This window comes from Ktedonobacter sp. SOSP1-52, assembly GCF_016587395.1.
The window spans coordinates 705,834-728,737 of the sequence record NZ_BNJH01000005.1 but is presented as its reverse complement, the minus strand read 5'-3'; the positions used below and the strand labels follow the sequence as shown (position 1 = coordinate 728,737).

General features: G+C 60.5%; 5 protein-coding genes and 3 pseudogenes. All 8 read left to right on the top strand.

Translation table 11 applies throughout. From position 1 onward, the window contains the following. Nucleotides 1-3 precede the first annotated feature (3 nt). A pseudogene (locus JMJ16_RS43720) lies at nucleotides 4-3,471 on the top strand (amino acid adenylation domain-containing protein); the annotation flags it as partial. A gap of 23 nt (nucleotides 3,472-3,494) precedes the next feature. Continuing rightward, a pseudogene (locus JMJ16_RS57585) lies at nucleotides 3,495-4,513 on the top strand (condensation domain-containing protein); the annotation flags it as partial. Nucleotides 4,514-4,605: 92 nt separating this feature from the next. Continuing rightward, nucleotides 4,606-10,719, top strand: coding sequence for an SDR family NAD(P)-dependent oxidoreductase (locus JMJ16_RS43710; RefSeq protein WP_201391850.1), 6,114 nt, complete (start codon nucleotides 4,606-4,608; stop codon nucleotides 10,717-10,719). Next, nucleotides 10,635-12,062: an AMP-binding protein gene (locus JMJ16_RS55115; protein ID WP_236601962.1), complete on the top strand. Its 1,428-nt coding sequence runs from the start codon at nucleotides 10,635-10,637 to the stop codon at nucleotides 12,060-12,062. The genes JMJ16_RS43710 and JMJ16_RS55115 overlap by 85 nt, the downstream gene beginning before the upstream one ends. Further along, nucleotides 11,945-13,627 (top strand): annotated as a pseudogene (locus JMJ16_RS56255) (AMP-binding protein); the annotation flags it as partial. The gene JMJ16_RS55115 and the pseudogene JMJ16_RS56255, both read left to right, overlap by 118 nt. Nucleotides 13,628-13,686: 59 nt before the next feature. After that, nucleotides 13,687-16,137, top strand: coding sequence for an SDR family NAD(P)-dependent oxidoreductase (locus JMJ16_RS43700; RefSeq protein WP_307813391.1), 2,451 nt, complete (start codon nucleotides 13,687-13,689; stop codon nucleotides 16,135-16,137). Then, a complete protein-coding gene (locus tag JMJ16_RS43695) occupies nucleotides 16,127-16,813 on the top strand; it encodes an AMP-binding protein (protein ID WP_201391844.1) in 687 nt (228 codons plus the stop codon). Before JMJ16_RS43700 ends, JMJ16_RS43695 begins: the two co-directional genes overlap by 11 nt. Then, nucleotides 16,762-22,884: an SDR family NAD(P)-dependent oxidoreductase gene (locus JMJ16_RS43690; protein WP_201391842.1), complete on the top strand. Its 6,123-nt coding sequence runs from the start codon at nucleotides 16,762-16,764 to the stop codon at nucleotides 22,882-22,884. The genes JMJ16_RS43695 and JMJ16_RS43690 overlap by 52 nt, the downstream gene beginning before the upstream one ends. The last annotated feature ends 20 nt before the right edge of the window (nucleotides 22,885-22,904 follow it).

The window sequence follows — 22,904 nt, the reverse complement described above, 5'->3', positions numbered from 1 at the left end:
TAGATGCAAACGATAGATGTAAAAGGGGCTCGTCTTTCCCCACAACAGTCGCGTCTCTGGTCCTGGACACAGGATAAGCCATGGTCCCGTGTGCAATGTGCCATTGAGATCACAGGATATTTTGAGCCTGCGGTGTTCCAGCAAGCGCTTCAGTACGTTGTTGATCGGCATGAGATCTTGCGTACAGCCTTTGTTCAGGTCCCTGGTGTAGAGCTACCGATGCAGGCTATCAGTAGTTACAGCAAGGTCTCCTGCCCGCTGATCGATCTTCAACATATAAGTAGTAAAAACCAGCAAATATTTCAGGATGAACATTGGCGCGCGCTCTTGCAACATCCTTTTGACCTGGAGCATGGACCATTGCTCTACGCTGAAGTATTGCGCCTTTCTCCCCAATCTCACATACTGCTGCTAACCGTTCACGCTCTCTGCGCGGATGCTCCGGCGCTGAAACAGCTAAGCACAGCGATCTTTGAGAACTATGCCGCCCGCCTGGATAATAGAGGAGAAGGAGAGGAGGAGGAACCACTCCAGTATACGAATGTGAGTGCGTGGCTCAATGAGTTACTGCAAGACGACGAGGCGGAGGAGCAACTGGCGTACTGGCGCAAGCTAGATCTCTCGCAGCTCGGGAATCTGTCTCTGCCCTTTCAGCGCAGTGAAAAAAACATTTATCAGAACTGGAGCCTTTCGGCCCCGACCTTATCCAAGCCACAGGAGCATGACATCCTTCTCTCAGAGGATGTACAGCGGCAGATTCAACTTTTAGCCCAGCGCTTTAACGTTACGACTGAGGTGATATTACTGGCAAGCTGGCATACACTCCTCTGGCGACTTACAGGCGATCAAGAACTGGTCCTGGGTCTATCATGTGATGGACGCCCCTACGAGGAACTGGTTGATCTGATTGGACCTTATGCCCGTATGGTGCCGCTCTCCATCAGTCTGACGAATCAGCGCTCATTTGCATGGGTACTTACGCAAATGCAGCAACTCTACCAGCAGGCGCTTGAAAAGCAACTTTATTTTACCTGGGAAGCTCTCAGTTCAAACACACCGGCACAGCGTTCATTTCCGCTCAGTTTCGCTTATGAATCACAACCTGAACCTGCGATCTATGGCCCGCTGGCCGTCACATGGCCGCGCCAGGAAGAATGGGGGGAGCCATTCCAGCTGCAGCTGCGTGCACAACAGACCAAAGCATCGCTACAACTACAGCTTGCTTATAACCCATCCCTATTCTCTGGTGAGCAGATTCAGCGTCTGGCTGGATTACTGCTCCAGTGCATCAGCAGCGTAGCCGAACAGCCGGAGGCGGCGCTCAGCTCTCTGGCGCTACTTACGCCACTGGAGCAAGTAACACAACAGGAGCGCTGGCAGGGTCAGCAGCGTGACTGGCCCTTCGTTCCCTTGCATCAACGTTTCCAGGCTCAGGTCCAGCGCCAGCCAGCAGCTCCAGCTTTACGCTTTGGTACGGTGTTGCTGAGCTATCAGGAGGTTGAGCAAGTTACGAATCAACTGGCCAACCTGCTGTTGTCACATGGGGTACTCCCCGGTCAGCGGATCGCCCTGTATCAGCGTCGCGACCAGTGGGCCATTATCAGCATATTAGCCGTACTCAAGGCGGGAGGATGCTATGTGCCCCTGGATGAGGACCTACCACCTTCCCGCGTCAGGCTCCTCCTGGGCCAGATAGCCCCGGCTGCCATTATATATAGCCGTGAACTGCAGGAGCAGATCGTTTCACTGGATGACAATCCGGCTGTTACGATCCAGGTCGAGTCCCTGCCAGCTATACTTGAAGATCAGCCAGCGAGCCCGCCGGAGGTAGCGATTCAACCCCAGCAGGTAGCCTCGGTGATCTATACCTCCGGCTCCACGGGTAGTCCCAAAGGGGTCCAGATCAGCCAGCAAAGCATCAGCAATTATACGCAGGCCCTATGCGATCTGCTGGAAGTGCAGTCTGGCTGGCATTTTGCCACCGTCTCCAGCCTGGCTGCCGACCTGGGCAATACCTCCATCTTCTGTGCTCTGGCTTCTGGTGGTTGCCTCCATTTGCTTCCTTATACCCTTGTCACCGATGGCGCGGCCTTTGCCAGCTATGCCCGTAGCCATGCTCTTGATGTGCTTAAAATTGTGCCAACACACCTACAGGCACTGCTCGCTACCGGAGCGAGCGGGATTATTCCTCGCCAGCGCTTGATCCTGGGTGGAGAGGCCCTGCCTTGGACCCTGGTTGAGCAGCTTAAACACAGCCCGGATGCTCCACAGACCTGTCGACTCTACAATCATTATGGGCCGACCGAGACGACCATAGGAGCTATGGTCAATCCTTTGGGGCTGCTGTACCAGGTCTACATTCCTGATCCACAGGATCGCGCTTATAGTGTGCCGATTGGTCATCCAATCTCTAACGTACATGTCGCGATATGGGATGATGAACGCCATGCCGTCCCCCAGGGCTGCAAGGGAGAGCTGTATATTGCGGGCGAGGGCGTTTCGCTGGGTTATCTGAATGCCCCGGACGAGACGGCCGAACGCTTTTTGATCAGCGAGCAGACACGCTGGTATCGTACTGGCGATGTCGTGCGCGAGAACGAAGAGGGGCTAATAGAGTTTATTGGTCGCCAGGACGCCCAGATCAAGTTGCGTGGATACCGCATCGAGCCTAGTGAAATTGAAGAGCACCTGCGAAATTTGCCGACAGTGCGTGAGGCGGTCGTGCAATTGCGCACAGATGGACCCGACGAGCTGGAGGGAGATCCTTACCTGGTTGGTTATATCATCCCCTGGAAACAGCCAGGGCCCGATCAGCAGAGTGTATGCGAAGCTTTGAATCAGCAGCTACCATCTTATCTTGTCCCCAGATATATTGTCTGCCTGGAGCAGTTCCCACTCTCGCCCAATGGCAAACTGGATCGCCGGCGCCTGCCTGCGCCCTCAGCCGAAAGCGGAGGAAAAACGCGCGTAGAGCCGATCGAGGATGTGCGCACCCCTGTTGAGGCCATGGTGCAGCAGATCTGGCGGCACGTTCTGGATGTGCGCGAAATCGGTCGCAGCGATGATTTCTTTCAGTTGGGCGGACATTCCTTGCTGGGCACACGCCTTATCGCCCAGATGCGTACAGCATTCGGTGTAGAAGTTCCCATTACCTGGCTGTTTGAAACGCCTACAGTTGCCGGGCTCGCACTGCGCATCGAAGAGGCTCTGCGCCAGGGGCATGGAGTGGCCCTGCCACCTCTCGTGCCAGCAGCCCGTGATCACCGATTGCCACTTTCCTTTGCCCAGCAGCGCCTCTGGTTCCTGGATCAGCTGGAGCCGGGAAGCAGTACCTATACGATTCCACGGGAGATGCGTTTGCGTGGAAAGCTGGATCGTCGGGCGTTGTGGCAGGCGCTGCATGAGGTCATCCTGCGCCACGAGAATCTGCGCACCACCTTCCCCAGCCAACAAGGTGAGCCCTGGCAGCAGATCAGCCCACAGCCCTCTCCGAGATGGCCGTGGTGGATCTGCGCTTCCTGTCACCGGAGACGCGCACCGAGCAGGCTCGGCTCCTCGCCCAGCAGGAGGCGGCCCATCCCTTCGATCTGGCCCGGGGACCCCTGCTGCGCAGCTGGCTGCTCCAACTGGCCGCAGAGGAGCAGGTCCTCTTGCTCACCCTACACCACATCATCTCCGATGGCTGGTCCAGTGGCCGACTCATCGAAGAGCTGACCAGGCTCTATCTGGCCCGCCAGCGCGGCGAGGCCGCTACGCTGCCCGCCCTGCCTGTACAGTATGCCGACTATGCCTCTGGCAGCGTTCCTGGCTCCAAGGTGAGGTGCTCGCCCGGCACCTGGACTACTGGAAGACGCGTCTGGCGGGTCTGTCACCACTGAACCTGCCCACCGATCATCCCCGACCCGCTATCCTCAGCTTCCAGGGCGCCAAACAGCATGTGCTTTTGCCTGCCGACCTCAGCACGCAGTTGCAGACCTTCTCCCAACGCGAAGGGGTCACGCTGTTTATGACGCTGCTGGCCGCCTTCCAGGTCTTGCTGACCCGCTACAGCGGCCAGCAGGATATCGCCGTGGGTAGCCCGATCGCCAACCGCACCCATCAGGAGTTGGAGGGGCTGATCGGCTTCTTCGTCAACATGCTGGTGCTGCGCAGCGACCTGGCGGACAATCCCTCCTTCCGCGACCTGCTCGCCCAGGTCCGTACCACAACCCTGGATGCCTATGCGCACCAGGATGTGCCCTTTGAGCAGGTAGTCGAGGCCATGCCGCAGCAACGCGAGGGCAATCGCTCACCGCTCTTCCAGGTCGCCTTTGTGCTGCAGAACGCGCCCGATGCCATCCTGGCAGCTGAGCAGTCGCCACTGCAGGTCGAGGAGGACGATGAGACCCTCAATAACAGCACCGCCAAGTTTGAGTTGACGATGATCATGTCCGAGGGGCGACAGGGACTACATGCTACCCTGGAATATGCCACCGAGCTGTTCAGCGATGCCTTCATTGCCCGCTTCTTAGCCCACTGGCAGCACCTCTTGAGGGCCATTGTCGCCAGCCCCGACCAGCACATTCAGGCCCTCCCCTGCTGGACACCGCCAAGCAGCAGGCGCCAGTGCCGCTGGCGTGGCATGTGCTGCCACCCGCGCGCGTGCTCCAGTACGAACAGGTTCTGGGACAAGCACTGGATGCCACCACCCTGCTGGTATTGGATGAGGCGTTGCAGCCCGTGCCTGCCGATGTGGTTGGCCAGCTCTATATCGAGAGCGTGGATAGCCAGTCGGGAATGCAACGCTATGGCACAGGAGACCGGGTGCGCTATCGTTCCTCGGGTGCGCTGGAGTATCTGGATCACCCGGAGCATCCACGCCAGGTGCTCATCGATGGCACATCGCTCTCCCTCGACGAGCTCGAAGAGCAGATCCGCCACCACCTCGGAGCGCAGAACTGCCGCCTGATTGCCCAGCAGAGCCATCGTGGGGTCCAGGAGTTGGTAGCCTACCTGGTCACCAGCGGACAGGGCACCACGGAGAGCTGGCGCGAGCAGTTGCAGTCATCGCTGCCAGCGGCTCGCATCCCGCAGAGCTTCCTGCCGGTCTCTCACCTGCCGCTCACCCCAATGGGTGAGATCGACGATCAGGCCCTGTTAGAGATGGCGCCGCTCACACCCCAGACGCTGGCCCAATGGGAACACTACTTACGCCAGCAGGACGAGGTGGAGCAGGTGGCGGTCCTTACTCAGGAGCACAGTCGCGTCCCACTGCCGCTCCACCTGGACGATTTGCTCCCCGATTGGGGCCTGCGCGTCCCCCAGCCGCACGTCCCAGAAGAGGAAGGCAGCCCGGCGCAAGCACCCAGGCAATCTGAAGATCGAGGGAATACGGCTGGAGCCCCGCTCTCGCTGGCGCGAGGCCGCGAGCTGCGGCTGGAACCCGAGATTACCACGCTGCCACAGATGCTGCTGCGCGCCGCCGCTCCGGACAATCAGGCGCATCTGACCTACCTGTTGCCCGATGGCCGCGAGCTGGTCTCTAGCTATCCACAGCTGCTCTCCCAGGCACGCCAGGTCCTCGCCGGCCTGCGCCTGCTGGGCCTGCGTCCCCAGGACAAGGTCATCATCCAGGTCGAGGCCTGTCAGGAGTTCCTCCCCATCCTCTGGGGCTGCCTGCTCGGTGGCATAATCGCCGTCCCCGTCGCCATCGCTCCTACCTATGCTCAGCCCACCAGCGCCAGTACCCGCCTCTTCCACGCCTGGAACCTGCTCGGCCAGCCCATCGTGGTCGCTGGCAGTACCATCGCCACCCCTCTGCGCTCCCTGGCCGAGGACCAGGGCTGGCATGAGTTTAGCGTCGTTCCCTATCCCACCCTGCAGGCCTGCACCTCCGAGGCCGAGCCCTTCCTGGACAGCCAGCCTGATGACCTGGCCCTCATCCTGCTCACTTCCGGCAGCACCGGCGCCCCCAAAGGCGTCATGCAGTGCCATCGCTCCCTCTTGAGTCAGATCCAGGGCATGATCCAGCAGTTGGGCTGCACCCCTCGCCAGGGGCTCACCTTCAACTGGATGCCCCTGGACCACGTAGGCGGCGTGGTGATGCTGCACTTCCACGCCCTCTTCCTGGCCCAAAGCCAGGTCCATACCCTCCCCCAGTATGTCCTGCACGATCCCTTGCGCTGGCTCGATGCCATCGAGCGCTACCAGGCCACTACCACCTGGGCTCCCAACTTCGCCTTTGGCCTGCTCAACGAGCGCGCCGAGGAGCTCAGTCAGCGGCAGTGGGACCTCTCCTCAATGCAGCACCTGATCAATGCTGGCGAGGCGATTGTGGCCACGGTAGCCGCGACCTTCCTGCAGGTGCTGCAGCCCCATGGCTTACCCGCCACGGCCATGCGCCCGGTCTGGGGCATGTCGGAGACCTGCTCGGGTGTCACCTTCACCATCTTCCCGGCTCAGCCCGCCCCCACCTCGCAGCTCGTGGAGGTCGGCGAGCCCATCCCCGGCTTCGCCCTGCGCCTGGTCGATGGGGAGGATCAGCTTGTCGAGCAGGGACGCATCGGCCGCCTGCAAGCCCAGGGTCCCTCGGTCACCCGTGGCTACTACCACAATGCCCAGGCCACCGACGAGGCCTTTACCGCCGATGGCTGGTTCGATACCGGCGATCTGGGCCTGATGCGCCAGGGGCAACTGACCATCACCGGACGCGCCAAGGATACCATCATCATCAATGGTATCAACTACTATAGCCAGGAGATCGAGGCAGCCGTCGAGGAACTGGAGGAGGTCGAGACCTCCTACACCGCCGCCTGCGCCGTGCGCGAGGGCGAGAGCGCCACCGATCAACTGGCCGTCTTCGTCGTCAGTCGCCTCGACGAGGACCAGGTGCTGGAGGTGCTGAAGAAGGTGCGAGCCAAAGTCAGTGCCCGCGTAGGCATCACGCCCACCTATGTGCTGCCAGTCGAGCCAGACGACATTCCCAAGACCGGCATCGGCAAGATCCAGCGCCCCCAGATCAAGCAGGCCTTTGAAGCAGGGCACTATCGCGAACGGGTCAAGCAGTTGGATCGGCTGCAGGGCAATGCCAACACTCTGCCCGACTGGCTCTATCGCCCCAGCTGGCAGCGCCTGGAACTGCCTCAGCTCCCCCTCCAGGTGGATCACGGACGTACCCTGATCATCACGACCGCAGCAACGGCCGAGACAGGAAAAGCCCTGTCAGAGCAATTGCAGCAGCAGGAGCACCAGGTCCTACTCCTTCAGTGGGATCCCAACCAGGCAGCTGAGCAGGTGGCGGCCCTGGCCACCACCCTGGCCACCACGGACCGACCGGTCACCCGGGTTGTTCAGTTTGGGGAACCAGCGCCTGTGGGCGACGAGGCACCTCCACAGGAGCACCTCGACGCCATGGCCCATCGCATACATGACCTTCGCACGCTGGTCCAGTTGCTTGCCCGCGAGCAGCGCCGGGAGGAGGAGCCACTCACCCTGCTGACCGTCAGCACCGCTGCCGATGAGCTCGACAGCGCACTCCAGGCACCCATGAGTGGCTTCGTGAAGACCCTGTCCCGCGAACTGCCCTGGCTCCACGCCATCCATCTCACCCTCGCCAGCACTGAGCCCGCTCTCGCCAGCGCCCAGATCCTGGCCGAGCTGGCCCACAACCAGACAGAACCGGAGGTCACCTATCAGCCCGAGGGCCGCTACGTCCACCGCCTGGCCCCCATCGATTGGCCCTCCCTCCCCTCACAATCTGTTCCTCTGCGACGCCATGGCGTCTACCTGCTCAGCGGCGGCAGCGGTGGCCTGGGCGTTGAGCTCGCCAGTCACCTCCTGCAGGAGTTCCAGGCCCATCTGCTCCTGCTCGGGCGCACCCCCATCTCTCTCGAGGGCGCTCCCCCCGATCCAGAAACACCAGCTGGACGCCTGGCCCACCTGCAGGCCCTGGCCAGCCGCCACGGCGGCACCGTCCACTATGCCTGCGTCGATGTCTGCGACCTGTCCGCCGTCCAGGCGGCACTGGCCCAGGCCCAGCAGACCTGGCTGCGTCCCCTCGATGGCATCTTCCATCTCGCTGGCGAGTTCCACGAACAGGTCATGCTCCAGGAGACCAACGAGCAGATCGAGGCCAGCCTGCGCCCCAAAGTCCTGGGCGCCTGGACCCTGCATCAGTTGCTCAAAGATCGACCCGGCACCCTCTTCGTGAGCTCTTCCTCCGTCAATGCCTTCTTTGGTGGACGCGCCGTGGGCGCCTATGCCGCCGCCAATGCCTTCCTGGAGGCCTTCGCCCACTACCAGCGCGTCCACTGTGGCCTGCAGAGCTACTGCCTCTCCTGGAGCATGTGGGATGAGATCGGCATGAGCCGCGGCTATCAGCTCAAGGCCTTCTCCCAGGCGCAGGGCTTCCAGTCCATCTCCCCGGCCCAGGGCTGGTACTCCCTGCTGGCCGTGCTCCATCATAGCCTGCCCACCGTCCTGGTCGGCCTCGATGGCGCCAATGCCCATATCCGTCCCTGGCTCACGGGACCTGGCTACGCGCTGCAGGAGGCCGTGGCCTACGTGGCGCCAGCGGTCACCACGCCCTGGCCCGCCTGGTGGGGTGCCCAGCCCGCCAACTATCGCGTGCTCACCCGGACCTCGCTGCCATCCACCGAGACCGGCGCCGTGGATGTGGCACGACTGGGAGGACTACAGCCGAGCGGCAGCCTCCTGACGCGCCAGGAGCCCCGCTCGGCCCTGGAACGGCAGATCCGCGACATCTGGGCGCAGGTGCTCAAGCAACCCCAGATCGGCGTCCTCGACAACTTCTTTGAGCTCGGCGGTCACTCCCTGCTGGCCACCCAGGTGGTGGCTCGCATGCAGCAGGCCTTCCAGGTCGAGATCCCGGTCCGCCAGCTCTTTGAATCACCCACCATCGCCGAACTGGCCCGGGTCCTGGAGCAACAACAGCCATCGAGCGACACGCCACCGCCCCTACAGCGCGTGGCAAGAGATCAGAAGATCCCGCTCTCCTTTGCCCAGCAGCGCCTCTGGTTCCTGGATCAGCTGGAGCCGGGAAGCAGTACCTATACGATTCCACGGGAGATGCGTTTGCGTGGAAAGCTGGATCGTCGGGCGTTGTGGCAGGCGCTGCATGAGGTCATCCTGCGCCACGAGAATCTGCGCACCACCTTCCCCAGCCAACAAGGTGAGCCCTGGCAGCAGATCAGCCCACAGCCCCTCTCCGAGATGGCCGTGGTGGATCTGCGCTTCCTGTCACCGGAGACGCGCACCGAGCAGGCTCGGCTCCTCGCCCAGCAGGAGGCGGCCCATCCCTTCGATCTGGCCCGGGGACCCCTGCTGCGCAGCTGGCTGCTCCAACTGGCCGCAGAGGAGCAGGTCCTCTTGCTCACCCTACACCACATCATCTCCGATGGCTGGTCCAGTGGCCGACTCATCGAAGAGCTGACCAGGCTCTATCTGGCCCGCCAGCGCGGCGAGGCCGCTACGCTGCCCGCCCTGCCTGTACAGTATGCCGACTATGCCCTCTGGCAGCGTTCCTGGCTCCAAGGTGAGGTGCTCGCCCGGCACCTGGACTACTGGAAGACGCGTCTGGCGGGTCTGTCACCACTGAACCTGCCCACCGATCATCCCCGACCCGCTATCCTCAGCTTCCAGGGCGCCAAACAGCATGTGCTTTTGCCTGCCGACCTCAGCACGCAGTTGCAGACCTTCTCCCAACGCGAAGGGGTCACGCTGTTTATGACGCTGCTGGCCGCCTTCCAGGTCTTGCTGACCCGCTACAGCGGCCAGCAGGATATCGCCGTGGGTAGCCCGATCGCCAACCGCACCCATCAGGAGTTGGAGGGGCTGATCGGCTTCTTCGTCAACATGCTGGTGCTGCGCAGCGACCTGGCGGACAATCCCTCCTTCCGCGACCTGCTCGCCCAGGTCCGTACCACAACCCTGGATGCCTATGCGCACCAGGATGTGCCCTTTGAGCAGGTAGTCGAGGCCATGCCGCAGCAACGCGAGGGCAATCGCTCACCGCTCTTCCAGGTCGCCTTTGTGCTGCAGAACGCGCCCGATGCCATCCTGGCAGCTGAGCAGTCGCCACTGCAGGTCGAGGAGGACGATGAGACCCTCAATAACAGCACCGCCAAGTTTGAGTTGACGATGATCATGTCCGAGGGGCGACAGGGACTACATGCTACCCTGGAATATGCCACCGAGCTGTTCAGCGATGCCTTCATTGCCCGCTTCTTAGCCCACTGGCAGCACCTCTTGAGGGCCATTGTCGCCAATCCCGACCAGCGCATTCAGGCTCTCCCCCTGCTGGACACCGCCAAGCAGCAGGCGCCAGTGCCGCTGGCGTGGCATGTGCTGCCGCCCGCGCGCGTGCTCCAGTACGAGCAAATCCTGGGGCAAGCACTGGATACCACCACCCTGCTGGTATTGGATGAGGCGTTGCAGCCCGTGCCTGCCGATGTGGTTGGCCAGCTCTATATTGAGGACCTGCATGCTCACAACACCAATCAGCAGATACAAGAACTCTTTATCCCAGATCCCTGGAGCGACGAACCGGAAGCACGACTCTATGGCACAGGAGACCGGGTGCGCTATCGTTCCTCGGGGCGCTGGAGTATCTGGATCACCCGGAGCATCCACGCCAGGTGCTCATCGATGGTACATCGCTCTCCCTCGACGAGCTCGAAGAGCAGATCCGCCACCACCTCGGAGCGCAGAACTGCCGCCTGATTGCCCAGCAGAGCCATCGTGGGGTCCAGGAGCTAATAGCCTACCTGGTCACCAGCGGACAGGGCGCCACGGAGAGCTGGCGCGAGCAGTTGCAGTCATCGCTGCCAGCGGCTCGCATCCCGCAGAGCTTCCTGCCGGTCTCCCACCTGCCGCTCACCCCAATGGGTGAGATCGACGATCAGGCCCTGTTAGAGATGGCGCCGCTCACACCCCAGACGCTGGCCCAATGGGAACACTACTTACGCCAGCAGGACGAGGTGGAGCAGGTGGCGGTCCTTACTCAGGAGCACAGTCGCGTCCCACTGCCGCTCCACCTGGACGATTTGCTCCCCGATTGGGGCCTGCGCGTCCCCCAGCCGCACGTCCCAGAAGAGGAAGGCAGCCCGGCGCAAGCACCCAGGCAATCTGAAGATCGAGGGAATACGGCTGGAGCCCCGCTCTCGCTGGCGCGAGGCCGCGAGCTGCGGCTGGAACCCGAGATTACCACGCTGCCACAGATGCTGCTGCGCGCCGCCGCACCGGACAATCAGGCGCATCTGACCTACCTGTTACCCGATGGTCGCGAGCTGGTCTCTAGCTATCCACAGCTGCTCTCCCAGGCACGCCAGGTCCTCGCCGGCCTGCGCCTGCTGGGCCTGCGTCCCCAGGACAAGGTCATCATCCAGGTCGAGGCCTGTCAGGAGTTCCTCCCCGTCCTCTGGGGCTGCCTGCTCGGTGGCATAATCGCCGTCCCCGTCGCCATCGCTCCTACCTATGCTCAGCCCACCAGCGCCAGTACCCGCCTCTTCCACGCCTGGAACCTGCTCGGCCAGCCCATCGTGGTCGCTGGCAGTACCATCGCCACCCCTCTGCGCTCCCTGGCCGAGGACCAGGGCTGGCATGAGTTTAGCGTCGTTCCCTATCCCACCCTGCAGGCCTGCACCTCCGAGGCCGAGCCCTTCCTGGACAGCCAGCCTGATGACCTGGCCCTCATCCTGCTCACCTCCGGCAGCACCGGCGCCCCCAAAGGCGTCATGCAGTGCCATCGCTCCCTCTTGAGTCAGATCCAGGGCATGATCCAGCAGTTGGGCTGCACCCCTCGCCAGGGGCTCACCTTCAACTGGATGCCCCTGGACCACGTAGGCGGCGTGGTGATGCTGCACTTCCACGCCTCTTCCTGGCCCAAAGCCAGGTCCATACCCTCCCCCAGTATGTCCTGCACGATCCCTTGCGCTGGCTCGATGCCATCGAGCGCTACCAGGCCACTACCACCTGGGCTCCCAACTTCGCCTTTGGCCTGCTCAACGAGCGCGCCGAGGAGCTCAGTCAGCGGCAGTGGGACCTCTCCTCAATGCAGCACCTGATCAATGCTGGCGAGGCGATTGTGGCCACGGTAGCCGCGACCTTCCTGCAGGTGCTGCAGCCCCATGGCTTACCCGCCACGGCCATGCGCCCGGTCTGGGGCATGTCGGAGACCTGCTCGGGTGTCACCTTCACCATCTTCCCGGCTCAGCCCGCCCCCACCTCGCAGCTCGTGGAGGTCGGCGAGCCCATCCCCGGCTTCGCCCTGCGCCTGGTCGATGGGGAGGATCAGCTTGTCGAGCAGGGACGCATCGGCCGCCTGCAAGCCCAGGGTCCCTCGGTCACCCGTGGCTACTACCACAATGCCCAGGCCACCGACGAGGCCTTTACCGCCGATGGCTGGTTCGATACCGGCGATCTGGGCCTGATGCGCCAGGGGCAACTGACCATCACCGGACGCGCCAAGGATACCATCATCATCAATGGTATCAACTACTATAGCCAGGAGATCGAGGCAGCCGTCGAGGAACTGGAGGAGGTCGAGACCTCCTACACCGCCGCCTGCGCCGTGCGCGAGGGCGAGAGCGCCACCGATCAACTGGCCGTCTTCGTCGTCAGTCGCCTCGACGAGGACCAGGTGCTGGAGGTGCTGAAGAAGGTGCGAGCCAAAGTCAGTGCCCGCGTAGGCATCACGCCCACCTATGTGCTGCCAGTCGAGCCAGACGACATTCCCAAGACCGGCATCGGCAAGATCCAGCGCCCCCAGATCAAGCAGGCCTTTGAAGCAGGTGCGTATCGGGACCTGTTGAAAGAACTTGATCGGCTGCAGGGCAATGCCAACACCCTGCCCGACTGGCTCTATCGTCCCAGCTGGCAGCGCCTGGAGCTGCCTCAGCTCCCCCTCCAGGTGGATCACGGACGTACCCTGATCATCACGACCGCAGCAACGGCCGAGACAGGAAAAGCCCTGTCAGAGCAATTGCAGCAGCAGGAGCACCAGGTCCTACTCCTTCAGTGGGATCCCAACCAGGCAGCTGAGCAGGAGCAGGTGGCGGCGGCCCTGGCCACCACCCTGGCCACCACGGACCGACCGGTCACCCGGGTTGTTCAGTTTGGGGAACCAGCGCCTGTGGGCGACGAGGCACCTCCACAGGAGCACCTCGACGCCATGGCCCATCGCATACATGACCTTCGCACGCTGGTTCAGTTGCTTGCCCGCGAGCAGCGCCGGGAGGAGGAGCCGCTCACCCTGCTGACCGTCAGCACCGCTGCCGATGAGCTCGACAGCGCACTCCAGGCACCCATGAGTGGCTTCGTGAAGACCCTGTCCCGCGAACTGCCCTGGCTCCACGCCATCCATCTCACCCTCGCCAGCACTGAGCCCGCTCTCGTCAGCGCCCAGATCCTGGCCGAGCTGGCCCACAACCAGACAGAACCGGAGGTCACCTATCAGCCCGAGGGCCGCTACGTCCACCGCCTGGCCCCCATCGATTGGCCCTCCCTCCCCTCACAATCTGTTCCTCTGCGACGCCATGGCGTCTACCTGCTCAGCGGCGGCAGCGGTGGCCTGGGCGTTGAGCTCGCCAGTCACCTCCTGCAGGAGTTCCAGGCCCATCTGCTCCTGCTCGGGCGCACCCCCATCTCTCTCGAGGGCGCTCCCCCGATCCAGAAACACCAGCTGGACGCCTGGCCCACCTGCAGGCCCTGGCCAGCCGCCACGGCGGCACCGTCCACTATGCCTGCGTCGATGTCTGCGACCTGTCCGCCGTCCAGGCGGCACTGGCCCAGGCCCAGCAGACCTGGCTGCGTCCCCTCGATGGCATCTTCCATCTCGCTGGCGAGTTCCACGAACAGGTCATGCTCCAGGAGACCAACGAGCAGATCGAGGCCAGCCTGCGCCCCAAAGTCCTGGGCGCCTGGACCCTGCATCAGTTGCTCAAAGATCGACCCGGCACCCTCTTCGTGAGCTCTTCCTCCGTCAATGCCTTCTTTGGTGGACGCGCCGTGGGCGCCTATGCCGCCGCCAATGCCTTCCTGGAGGCCTTCGCCCACTACCAGCGCGTCCACTGTGGCCTGCAGAGCTACTGCCTCTCCTGGAGCATGTGGGATGAGATCGGCATGAGCCGCGGCTATCAGCTCAAGGCCTTCTCCCAGGCGCAGGGCTTCCAGTCCATCTCCCCGGCCCAGGGCTGGTACTCCCTGCTGGCCGTGCTCCATCATAGCCTGCCCACCGTCCTGGTCGGCCTCGATGGCGCCAATGCCCATATCCGTCCCTGGCTCACGGGACCTGGCTACGCGCTGCAGGAGGCCGTGGCCTACGTGGCGCCAGCGGTCACCACGCCCTGGCCCGCCTGGTGGGGTGCCCAGCCCGCCAACTATCGCGTGCTCACCCGGACCTCGCTGCCATCCACCGAGACCGGCGCCGTGGATGTGGCACGACTGGGAGGACTACAGCCGAGCGGCAGCCTCCTGACGCGCCAGGAGCCCCGCTCGGCCCTGGAACGGCAGATCCGCGACATCTGGGCGCAGGTGCTCAAGCAACCCCAGATCGGCGTCCTCGACAACTTCTTTGAGCTCGGCGGTCACTCCCTGCTGGCCACCCAGGTGGTGGCTCGCATGCAGCAGGCCTTCCAGGTCGAGATCCCGGTCCGCCAGCTCTTTGAATCACCCACCATCGCCGAACTGGCCCAGGTCCTGGAGCAGCAACAGCCATCGAGCGACACGCCACCGCCCCTACAACGCGTGGCAAGAGATCAGAAGATCCCGCTCTCCTTTGCCCAGCAGCGCCTCTGGTTCCTCAATCAGTTGGAGCCAGATAGTTCCTTCTACAATATGCCGGCGGCCTTACGTCTGGAAGGACCGCTGTCTGTGGATGCGCTAAAGCATAGCTGGAAAGAAATAATACAGCGCCATGAAGTGCTCCGTACCACCTTTGGCATCTCCGATGGTGAAGCTGTGCAACGGATCGTGCCAGAGTGGGAAGAGCAGGAAATCTTCTCGCTGCTGGACCTGAGTCAATGGCCGGAAGAGGAGCGCGAGCAAGAGGCGCGGCGATGGAACAAGCAAGAAGCACTGCAGATCTTTGATCTCACTAGAGGTCCGCTGGTACGTATGCGCGTGCTCAAACTTGGGGCGGACAATCACCTGTTGCTTATAACCATGCATCACATTATCTCCGATGGCTGGTCGCTGGGTATCTTCATCGAAGAGCTGACCACGCTCTACAATGCTCTTGTCCAGGGCAAGCCTGTCGCGTTGCCGCCACTCCCTATCCAGTACGCCGACTTTGCCGTCTGGCAAAATGAGTGGCTCAAAGGGGATCTGCTGGAAAAAGAGCTCACATACTGGAGAGAGCAGCTAGCCGGGATGCCCGAGGTAATTGAGCTACCATTGGATCATGCACGCCCAACCATACAGAGCTATCAGGGTGACCGCCAATCTACCTCGTTCTCGGCAGAGCTAACGCAACGTGTGCGAGAGTTGAGCCAGCAAGAAGAGGTGACCATGTTCATGGCATTGCTAACGAGCTTTGTCGTGCTGTTGTGGCGCTATAGCGGCCAGGAAGATATCGTGGTGGGCACCCCGATCGCTAACCGCAATCGACTCGAACTGGAAGGTCTGATTGGCTTCTTCGCCAATACGCTCATTCTACGTACCAGCCTTACCGACGATCCAACCTTCCGAGAAGTGCTGGAGAGAGTCAAGGAAGTTACGCTGAACGCTTACAGCCACCAGGATGTGCCCTTTGAAAAACTGGTGGAGGTGCTACGACCAGAACGCAAAACGAGCTACGCGCCCCTGGTCCAGGTAATGTTCGCTTCACCACCATCGGTATCCGAACAGCATGAGCTGACCGGCTTAACCATCCATGGCGAGTCAACAGGCAGTGAAACGTCAAACTTTGATCTCATCTGCTACACCATTGACGATGGTCAGGAGCTCGAAGGCCAGCTTACCTATAATAAAGACCTTTTTGAAACTGACACTATTCAACGCTTACTCTCACACTGGGTCGTAGTGTTGGAGCATATGGTCTCAGGTCTTGATCAAAAAATTGGAAGCTTTCCTCTTGTAACTAAAGATGAGTTAGAGCAATTCATTAGTCCATGGAAAGAGCTAGAGAACGATGACGAGTAAAAGTAAGCATAAAGAGATCCGCCATCTTTTTGAGGCCCAGGTAGAGAAGGCACCCGGAGCAATCGCGGTAGCCTGCGCAGGCTCACGCCTGACCTACCAGGAACTCAACCAGCAAGCCAACCAGGTAGCACGCTACCTGTCTACTCGTGGCATCGAGGGCACTACCACAGTGGGACTGTGCTTGGAATATTCTATAGAGCTGGTAGTGGGGCTGATTGGTATTCTCAAGGCTGGTGGAACCTGTGTCCTTCTGGACCCATCCCACCCACAAGAGTGGCAAGAGAGAAGGCTGCAAGATACTCATACGCAGGTTCTGCTGACAAAAGAGCAGTGGCTGACACAGCTACCCCGCTATCAAGGCATGGCTGTCTGCCTTGATAGCGAGGCAGGATCTATCACGCAGGAGAGCCGGGAAAATGGCGCGGAAACAGACGCAAGCAGTGTTACCTTCCTTATCGGAGCAGCCAGCCGCTATGTGATGTTGGAACAGCAGCAACTGAGGTATCACATCCGTTGGTTGCAGAAACGGTTTGCGCTTTCACCAGCAGATACCCTGCTCTCCCTCTCTTCGCCCACCGAGGGAAGCATCCTCTTCGATATTGTCTGGGCGCTCACGGCTGGCTCGTGTCTCCTGATTGCTCCCGGGGGGAAGATCTGCGGGATGGCCAGCGAGTAGAGCACCTGCTGGCCGAATATCGGTGCAGTGTTCTCCATGCAAGCGCGCCATATTTGCGCGCGCTCACCAGTGCGACATTCCCGGAAACGCTACGCCTGGTAATGGCCAGTGGAGAGCCTCCCTCCAATAAAATCGTGAGCACATTTACCAACGATTTCAAAGGGGCATTCTCCTATTTATATGGGGGGCCGGAGGCGGCCTACTCTCTAGAGATGGATGTCGCGGAACAGGCCGATGAAAATGGGCAGATGCTTAGTGGGCATGCAACATCCATGGCCGTCTACATCCTGAATGCGCGCAAACAACTGGTTCCACCCGGGGGCAGCGGCGAGATCTATGTGGCGGGACCCGGGATCGCCTCAGGATATCTGGATCATCCAGAAGAAAACCAGCAGCACTTCCTGAAAGATATCTATTCCGATGCTCGCATGTTCAAAACTGGTCTGCGCGGACGCTATCGGAGCACAGGCAAAATTGAGATCCAGGATACAGATGGCCGTCAGATCTGGGTTGGCGGCTATGCTGTGTGGCTCGATGCGATAGAAGATGCCTTGCTGCGGGAACCTACGATCTATAGCTGCCGGATTATCGCTCGTAGGAACCTAAGTGGTGCCCGGGAACTGGTCGCTTACATCGTAACAGCCAATCAGAGTCCTCCTGAGTTCTGGCTGGAGCAGCTCGGTGCCGCGCTCCCGGAATCCTGGAGGCCACAGGCCTATATTCCTGTCTCCCATATCCCATTGACGGGTACCGGCACGGTAGATGATCAGGCCCTGCTCACCATGGCCCCCTTGAACACACAGGTCATGGCTCAATGGGAGCAGTACCTGCGCAGACAGGAAGGCGTCAAGCAAGTCGCGCTCGTGGTGCAGGAACACATCGACGAGCCGCTGCCACTGCACCTGGCCGACCTCTTGCCTGATTTGGGGAGGCATGCACAGCCACAGGAAAAGCCATCCAGCGCGCCTGTACAGCGGGAACAGGTCTCCACAAACCAGCGGGAACGCCTGTCGATCAGCGAGGGAGGTATCCTACACCTGGATCAGGTTGTCACGACCCTGCCCCAGGCACTTTTGCAGGCCGCCAGCCAGCGGGATAGCCATGCCCGGGTCATCTATGTACTCTCCGATGGCAGTGAGATCGTCTGGACCTACCAGCAGCTCCTGCAGGAGGCCCAACGGGTGCTGGGTGGATTACGGCAACTCGGCGTGCATCCACAAGACAAGGTTATCATGCAGGTGGAGAGGTGCCAGGAGTTTTTACCACTCCTGTGGGGCTGCCTATTAGGGGGCATGGTCCCTGTACCGGTCTCGATTGCGCCCACCTATGAGAAACCGACCAGCGCCAGCAGTCGCCTGCACCACGCCTGGCAATTGTTGGGTCAGCCTATCGTGGTGGCTGGCAGCAACCTGGCTCCATCGTTACAGGTGCTGGCCCAAAACGAGGACTGGAACAACTTCCAGGTGGTCCCTTTCAGCAGCTTACAGACATCCACTGCCTGCGACGAAACCTATCACGAGAGCCAGCCGGAAGATCTGGCCTTGATATTGCTCACCTCGGGTAGCACCGGTGCCTCAAAGGGGGTAACCTTAAATCACCGCAATCTCTTGAGCATGGTCCAGGGCATGATCCAACGGTTCGAGTTCAGCCCCCGCGAAGATGTGACTTTCAACTGGATGCCACTGGACCATGTTGGCGGGATCGTAATGCTCCACCTGCGCTCCCTCTACATGGGCAGCACCCAGATCCACGCGCTCCCACAGACTATCCTGCAAGATCCACTGCGCTGGCTGGATTATCTGGATCGCTATCGTGCCACCGTCACCTGGACCGCCAACTTTGCACTAGGCCTGATCAATGAGCGCGCCGAGGAGATACAGCAGCGCCACTGGGACCTCTCAGCTCTGCGCTACCTGCTCAATGGCGGGGAAGCCATCGTGGGAAAGATCGCGCGTACCTTCTTACAAGTGTTGCAGCTACATAAGCTGCCAGCCACCGCTATGTATCCGGCGTGGGGCATGTCAGAAACGTCTTCAGGGGTCGTGTTTTCCAACCAGTTCGCGTCTCGCCACGACAATGAGGCCGATCAATTAGTTGAGGTAGGCGAGCCCATTCCAGGGCTCTCAGTTCGCCTGGTAAATGAGAACAATCAAGTGGTGCCAGAAGGGCAGGTGGGGCGAATGCAGGTGCGGGGACTCTCCATCACCGGCGGCTACTACCACAATGTCCAGGCCACCAGGGAGGCCTTTACCGCCGATGGCTGGTTCGATACCGGCGATCTGGGCCTGATGCGCGAGGGGCAACTGACCATCACCGGACGCGCCAAGGATACCATCATCATCAATGGTATCAACTACTATAGCCAGGAGATCGAGGCGGCCGTCGAGGAACTAGAGGAGGTCGAGACCTCCTACACCGCCGCCTGCGCCGTGCGCGAGGGCGAGAGCGCCACCGATCAACTGGCCATCTTCGTCGTCAGTCGCGCTGATGACACACAGATACTCGATCTGCTCAGGAAGGTACGGGCCAGGGTCAGTGCCCAGGTAGGGATAGCCCCTACCTATGTGCTTCCGGTCGCCAGAGATGCCATTCCCAAAACCAGCATTGGCAAGATTCAGCGCACCCAACTCAAGAAGGAGTTTGAAGCAGGTGCGTATCGGGACCTGTTGAAAGAACTTGATCGGCTGCAGGGCAATGCCAACACCCTGCCCGACTGGTTTTATCGCCAGCGCTGGCAGCCGCTGGCCATTCGCCAACCCGAGATGGGGCACGCGGGAGACATCATCCTGCTATTGATGGATAAAGAAGGCCTGGGCGCGGCCCTGTGCGAGTATTTACAGCAGAAGCAGCAACGCGTCATTCGGGTGGAGAGTGGGCCAGACTTTGCACGGCTGGGGGATGATCACTACACCATCGAGCCAGATACCGCTACGGGATATCGCCTGCTGGGCGCCGCGCTGGAGGCAGAGCAGCTCACGATCAACCATGTCATCCATCTATGGGGCTATCATCCCAGTCCGGAGGGGCATATCCAGGAGAACCACCTCAAAGAGGCATACAGCCAGGGAGTGCTCAGTGTGCTCCACCTGGTGCAGGCACTGGAGCCGTATTGGAAGTCCGAAGAACATAAACAAAGCAAGTTGGTAGTCGTCAGCAATCAACTGGCAGCGGTCAATGCAGTCGAAGCCGTGGCCTTTGAGAAGGCCCCTATCCTCGGGTTGCTTAAAACCCTTGACCGTGAACTTCCCTGGCTTCAATGCATGCATATCGATCTGCCGCTAGGACAGGCAGCACAAAACGCGCTTCGTGTCTCTTATGATCTCTACCAGCATCAGAAAGAGCCAGAGGTGGCGTATCGCGATGGACAGCGCCTTGTGGCTCGCCTGGAGCACATTGACTGGTCACAGGAGCCGACACAACCATCACCATTACAGAAGCAGGGCTTTTACCTGCTGAGTGGTGGTCTGGGTGGTGTAGGCTATGAACTGGCTTGCCATCTGCTCCAGGAGTATCAAGCCCATCTGCTGCTCATTGGACGCACGCCTGTTTCTGCTGATCAAGACGAGCGTACCACCCGTCTGGCGGCTCTGCGCGAACTGGCACAACAGGGGGGCGCGGTATATTATGCGGCGGTCGATGTGTGCGATTTAGCTGGATTGCAGCAAGCGGTGAGCCTGGCTCAGCAGCAATGGGAACGCCCATTGGATGGCATATTGCACCTGGCCAGCACGTTTCACGAGCAGGCACTGCTAGGAGAATCCAGGCAGCAGTTCGAACAGATACTGCACGCCAAAGTTGATGGGACCTGGACCCTGCATCAATTGCTCAAAGAACGCCCGAACGCTCTTTTCGTTCATTTCTCCTCGGTGAACGCCTTCTTCGGCGGCAGCGGCGTGGGAGCGTATGCCTCGGCCAATAGTTTCCTGGAAAGTTTTGCCCACTACCAGCGTACCCAATGTAGCCTGCAGAGCTACTGCCTGGCCTGGAGCATGTGGGATGAGGTCGGCATGAGCCGCGGCTACCAGCTCAAGGGGTTCTCACGTGCCAACGGCTACCAGCCCATCGCTCCCCGCCAGGGCTGGTACTCATTGTTAACCGCGTTACAGCATACCCCTACTTCGCTTCTAGTGGGGCTGGACGGCAGCAATCAGCATATTCGCCGCTACCTGACGGATTCCAGCTATGCGCTTCATGAATTAGTTGCCTACCTCGCGCCAAGGCTGCAGCGTAGAACACAACAGGGCTGGCCAGTTGAGTGGGGAGCGCTACCCGTGAACTACCGCCTGGTGCAGATGGCCGCGCTACCACTAAAGGAAGAGGGAGAAATAGACGTAGAGCGCCTGGGAAAGGTAAACCATGCCAGAAGGCAGTCTGAAGCGCAAGAGCCACGCAGCAAGTTGGAGCAGCAGCTGGTGGAGATCTGGCGACAGGTGCTCAATACATCACAGGTCGGGGTACTCGACAACTTCTTTGAGATGGGAGGTCATTCACTGCTGGCAACACAGGTCATAGCTCGCTTGCAGCGTATCCTGCAGGTGAACATACCAGTACGCAGTCTCTTTGAATATCCTACCATCGCCAGCCTGGCACAGCTGATCGAAGCGCAACACCAGCAACTCACGACTGCTCCAGAGCTGATGCCGGTGGCGCGAGAACAGTTATTGCCACTCTCCTTTGGTCAACAGCGCCTGTGGTTCCTTGATCAATTGGAGCCCGGCAATACGAGCTATAACATTCCTGTTAGCGTTGAATTCGAGGGAAAGCTTAATCTGGAGGCTTTTGAAGCCAGTCTGACAACGATAATTGAGCGGCATGAGGGGTTGCGCACCACCTTCCAGGAGATAGAGGGGCAACCTTATCAGACCATTAGCCCGCGGGGGCACTCTAGACTCGTCCTCATTGATCTGCAGGGACTTCCACTAGATCAGAGAGAAGCAGTTGCCAGAGCATTGAGCGAGCAAGAAAATCAGCAGCCCTTTGACTTAAAGCATGGCCCGTTGCTACGCTACTGCCTCTGGCGCCTGAACAGGCAAAAACACTGGCTGCGCCTAAATATGCACCACATCGTCTCCGATGGCTGGTCCATGGGCATCCTCGTCCAGGAGCTGACAGCTCTCTATCAGGCGTTCAGAGCAGGCGAGCCCTCACCCTTGCCCTCGCTGCCTATCCAATATGCCGATTACGCCTCCTGGCAGCGCGGCTGGCTGCAGGGCGAGGTGCTCAAAGAGCAGATCCGCTACTGGACCCAGCAGCTCAATGGGGCACGCGCGCTGGAGCTGCCCACCGATTGTCCGCGCACCCGCGCCCTTAGCCAGCGTGGGGCACACTACGGACTTCAGCTAGATGCCCAATTGGCTCCACGACTGAGGCAATTGAGCCAGCAAGAGGGGGCGACCCTGTTTATGACCCTGCTGGCCGCCTTCCAGGTCCTGCTCTATCGTCTCAGTGGTCAGGAGGATATCGTGGTCGGCACCGATAGCGCCAACCGCTCCCATCTGGAGACCGAGAAGCTGATCGGTTTCTTCGTCAACCTGCTGGCACTGCGCACCAGCATGCAGGATCATCCCGGCTTTACCACGCTCCTGCAGCGCGTGCGCGAGATGGTCCTGGCTGCCTATGCCCACCAGGAATTGCCCTTTGAGATGATCGTCGAGCACCTGCGCCTGCCGCGTGAGGGCAATCGCACTCCCCTGGTCAACGCGCTCTTCGTGATGCAAAACGTTCCGCTCACAGAAGCCGAACTGCCAGGTGTCGTGGCTCGCCCTGTAGATCGAGAGATAAGCAGCGCCAAGTTTGATCTCGCCTTCTTCGTGTCTGAAGGCAACGACAGCTTACATTGCGCAGTCAACTACAGTACTGACTTGTTCAAGGAGGCAACCATCGCAAAAATGCTGCGGAACTATGAAGTATTGCTCAAGGATATTCTGGATCACCCTGACACTCCTGTGGACAGTTTAGAGATACAGTCTGCCACTGAAAAAGATGAAGGAGAGAAGTCCAGGCAGCAGGGTATCATAGCTCGCAAGGGCAAGCTGAAGAAAATTGATCGCACTGGGATCGAGTTAAACTAAGATCCCTCTTCTCTGTCTGA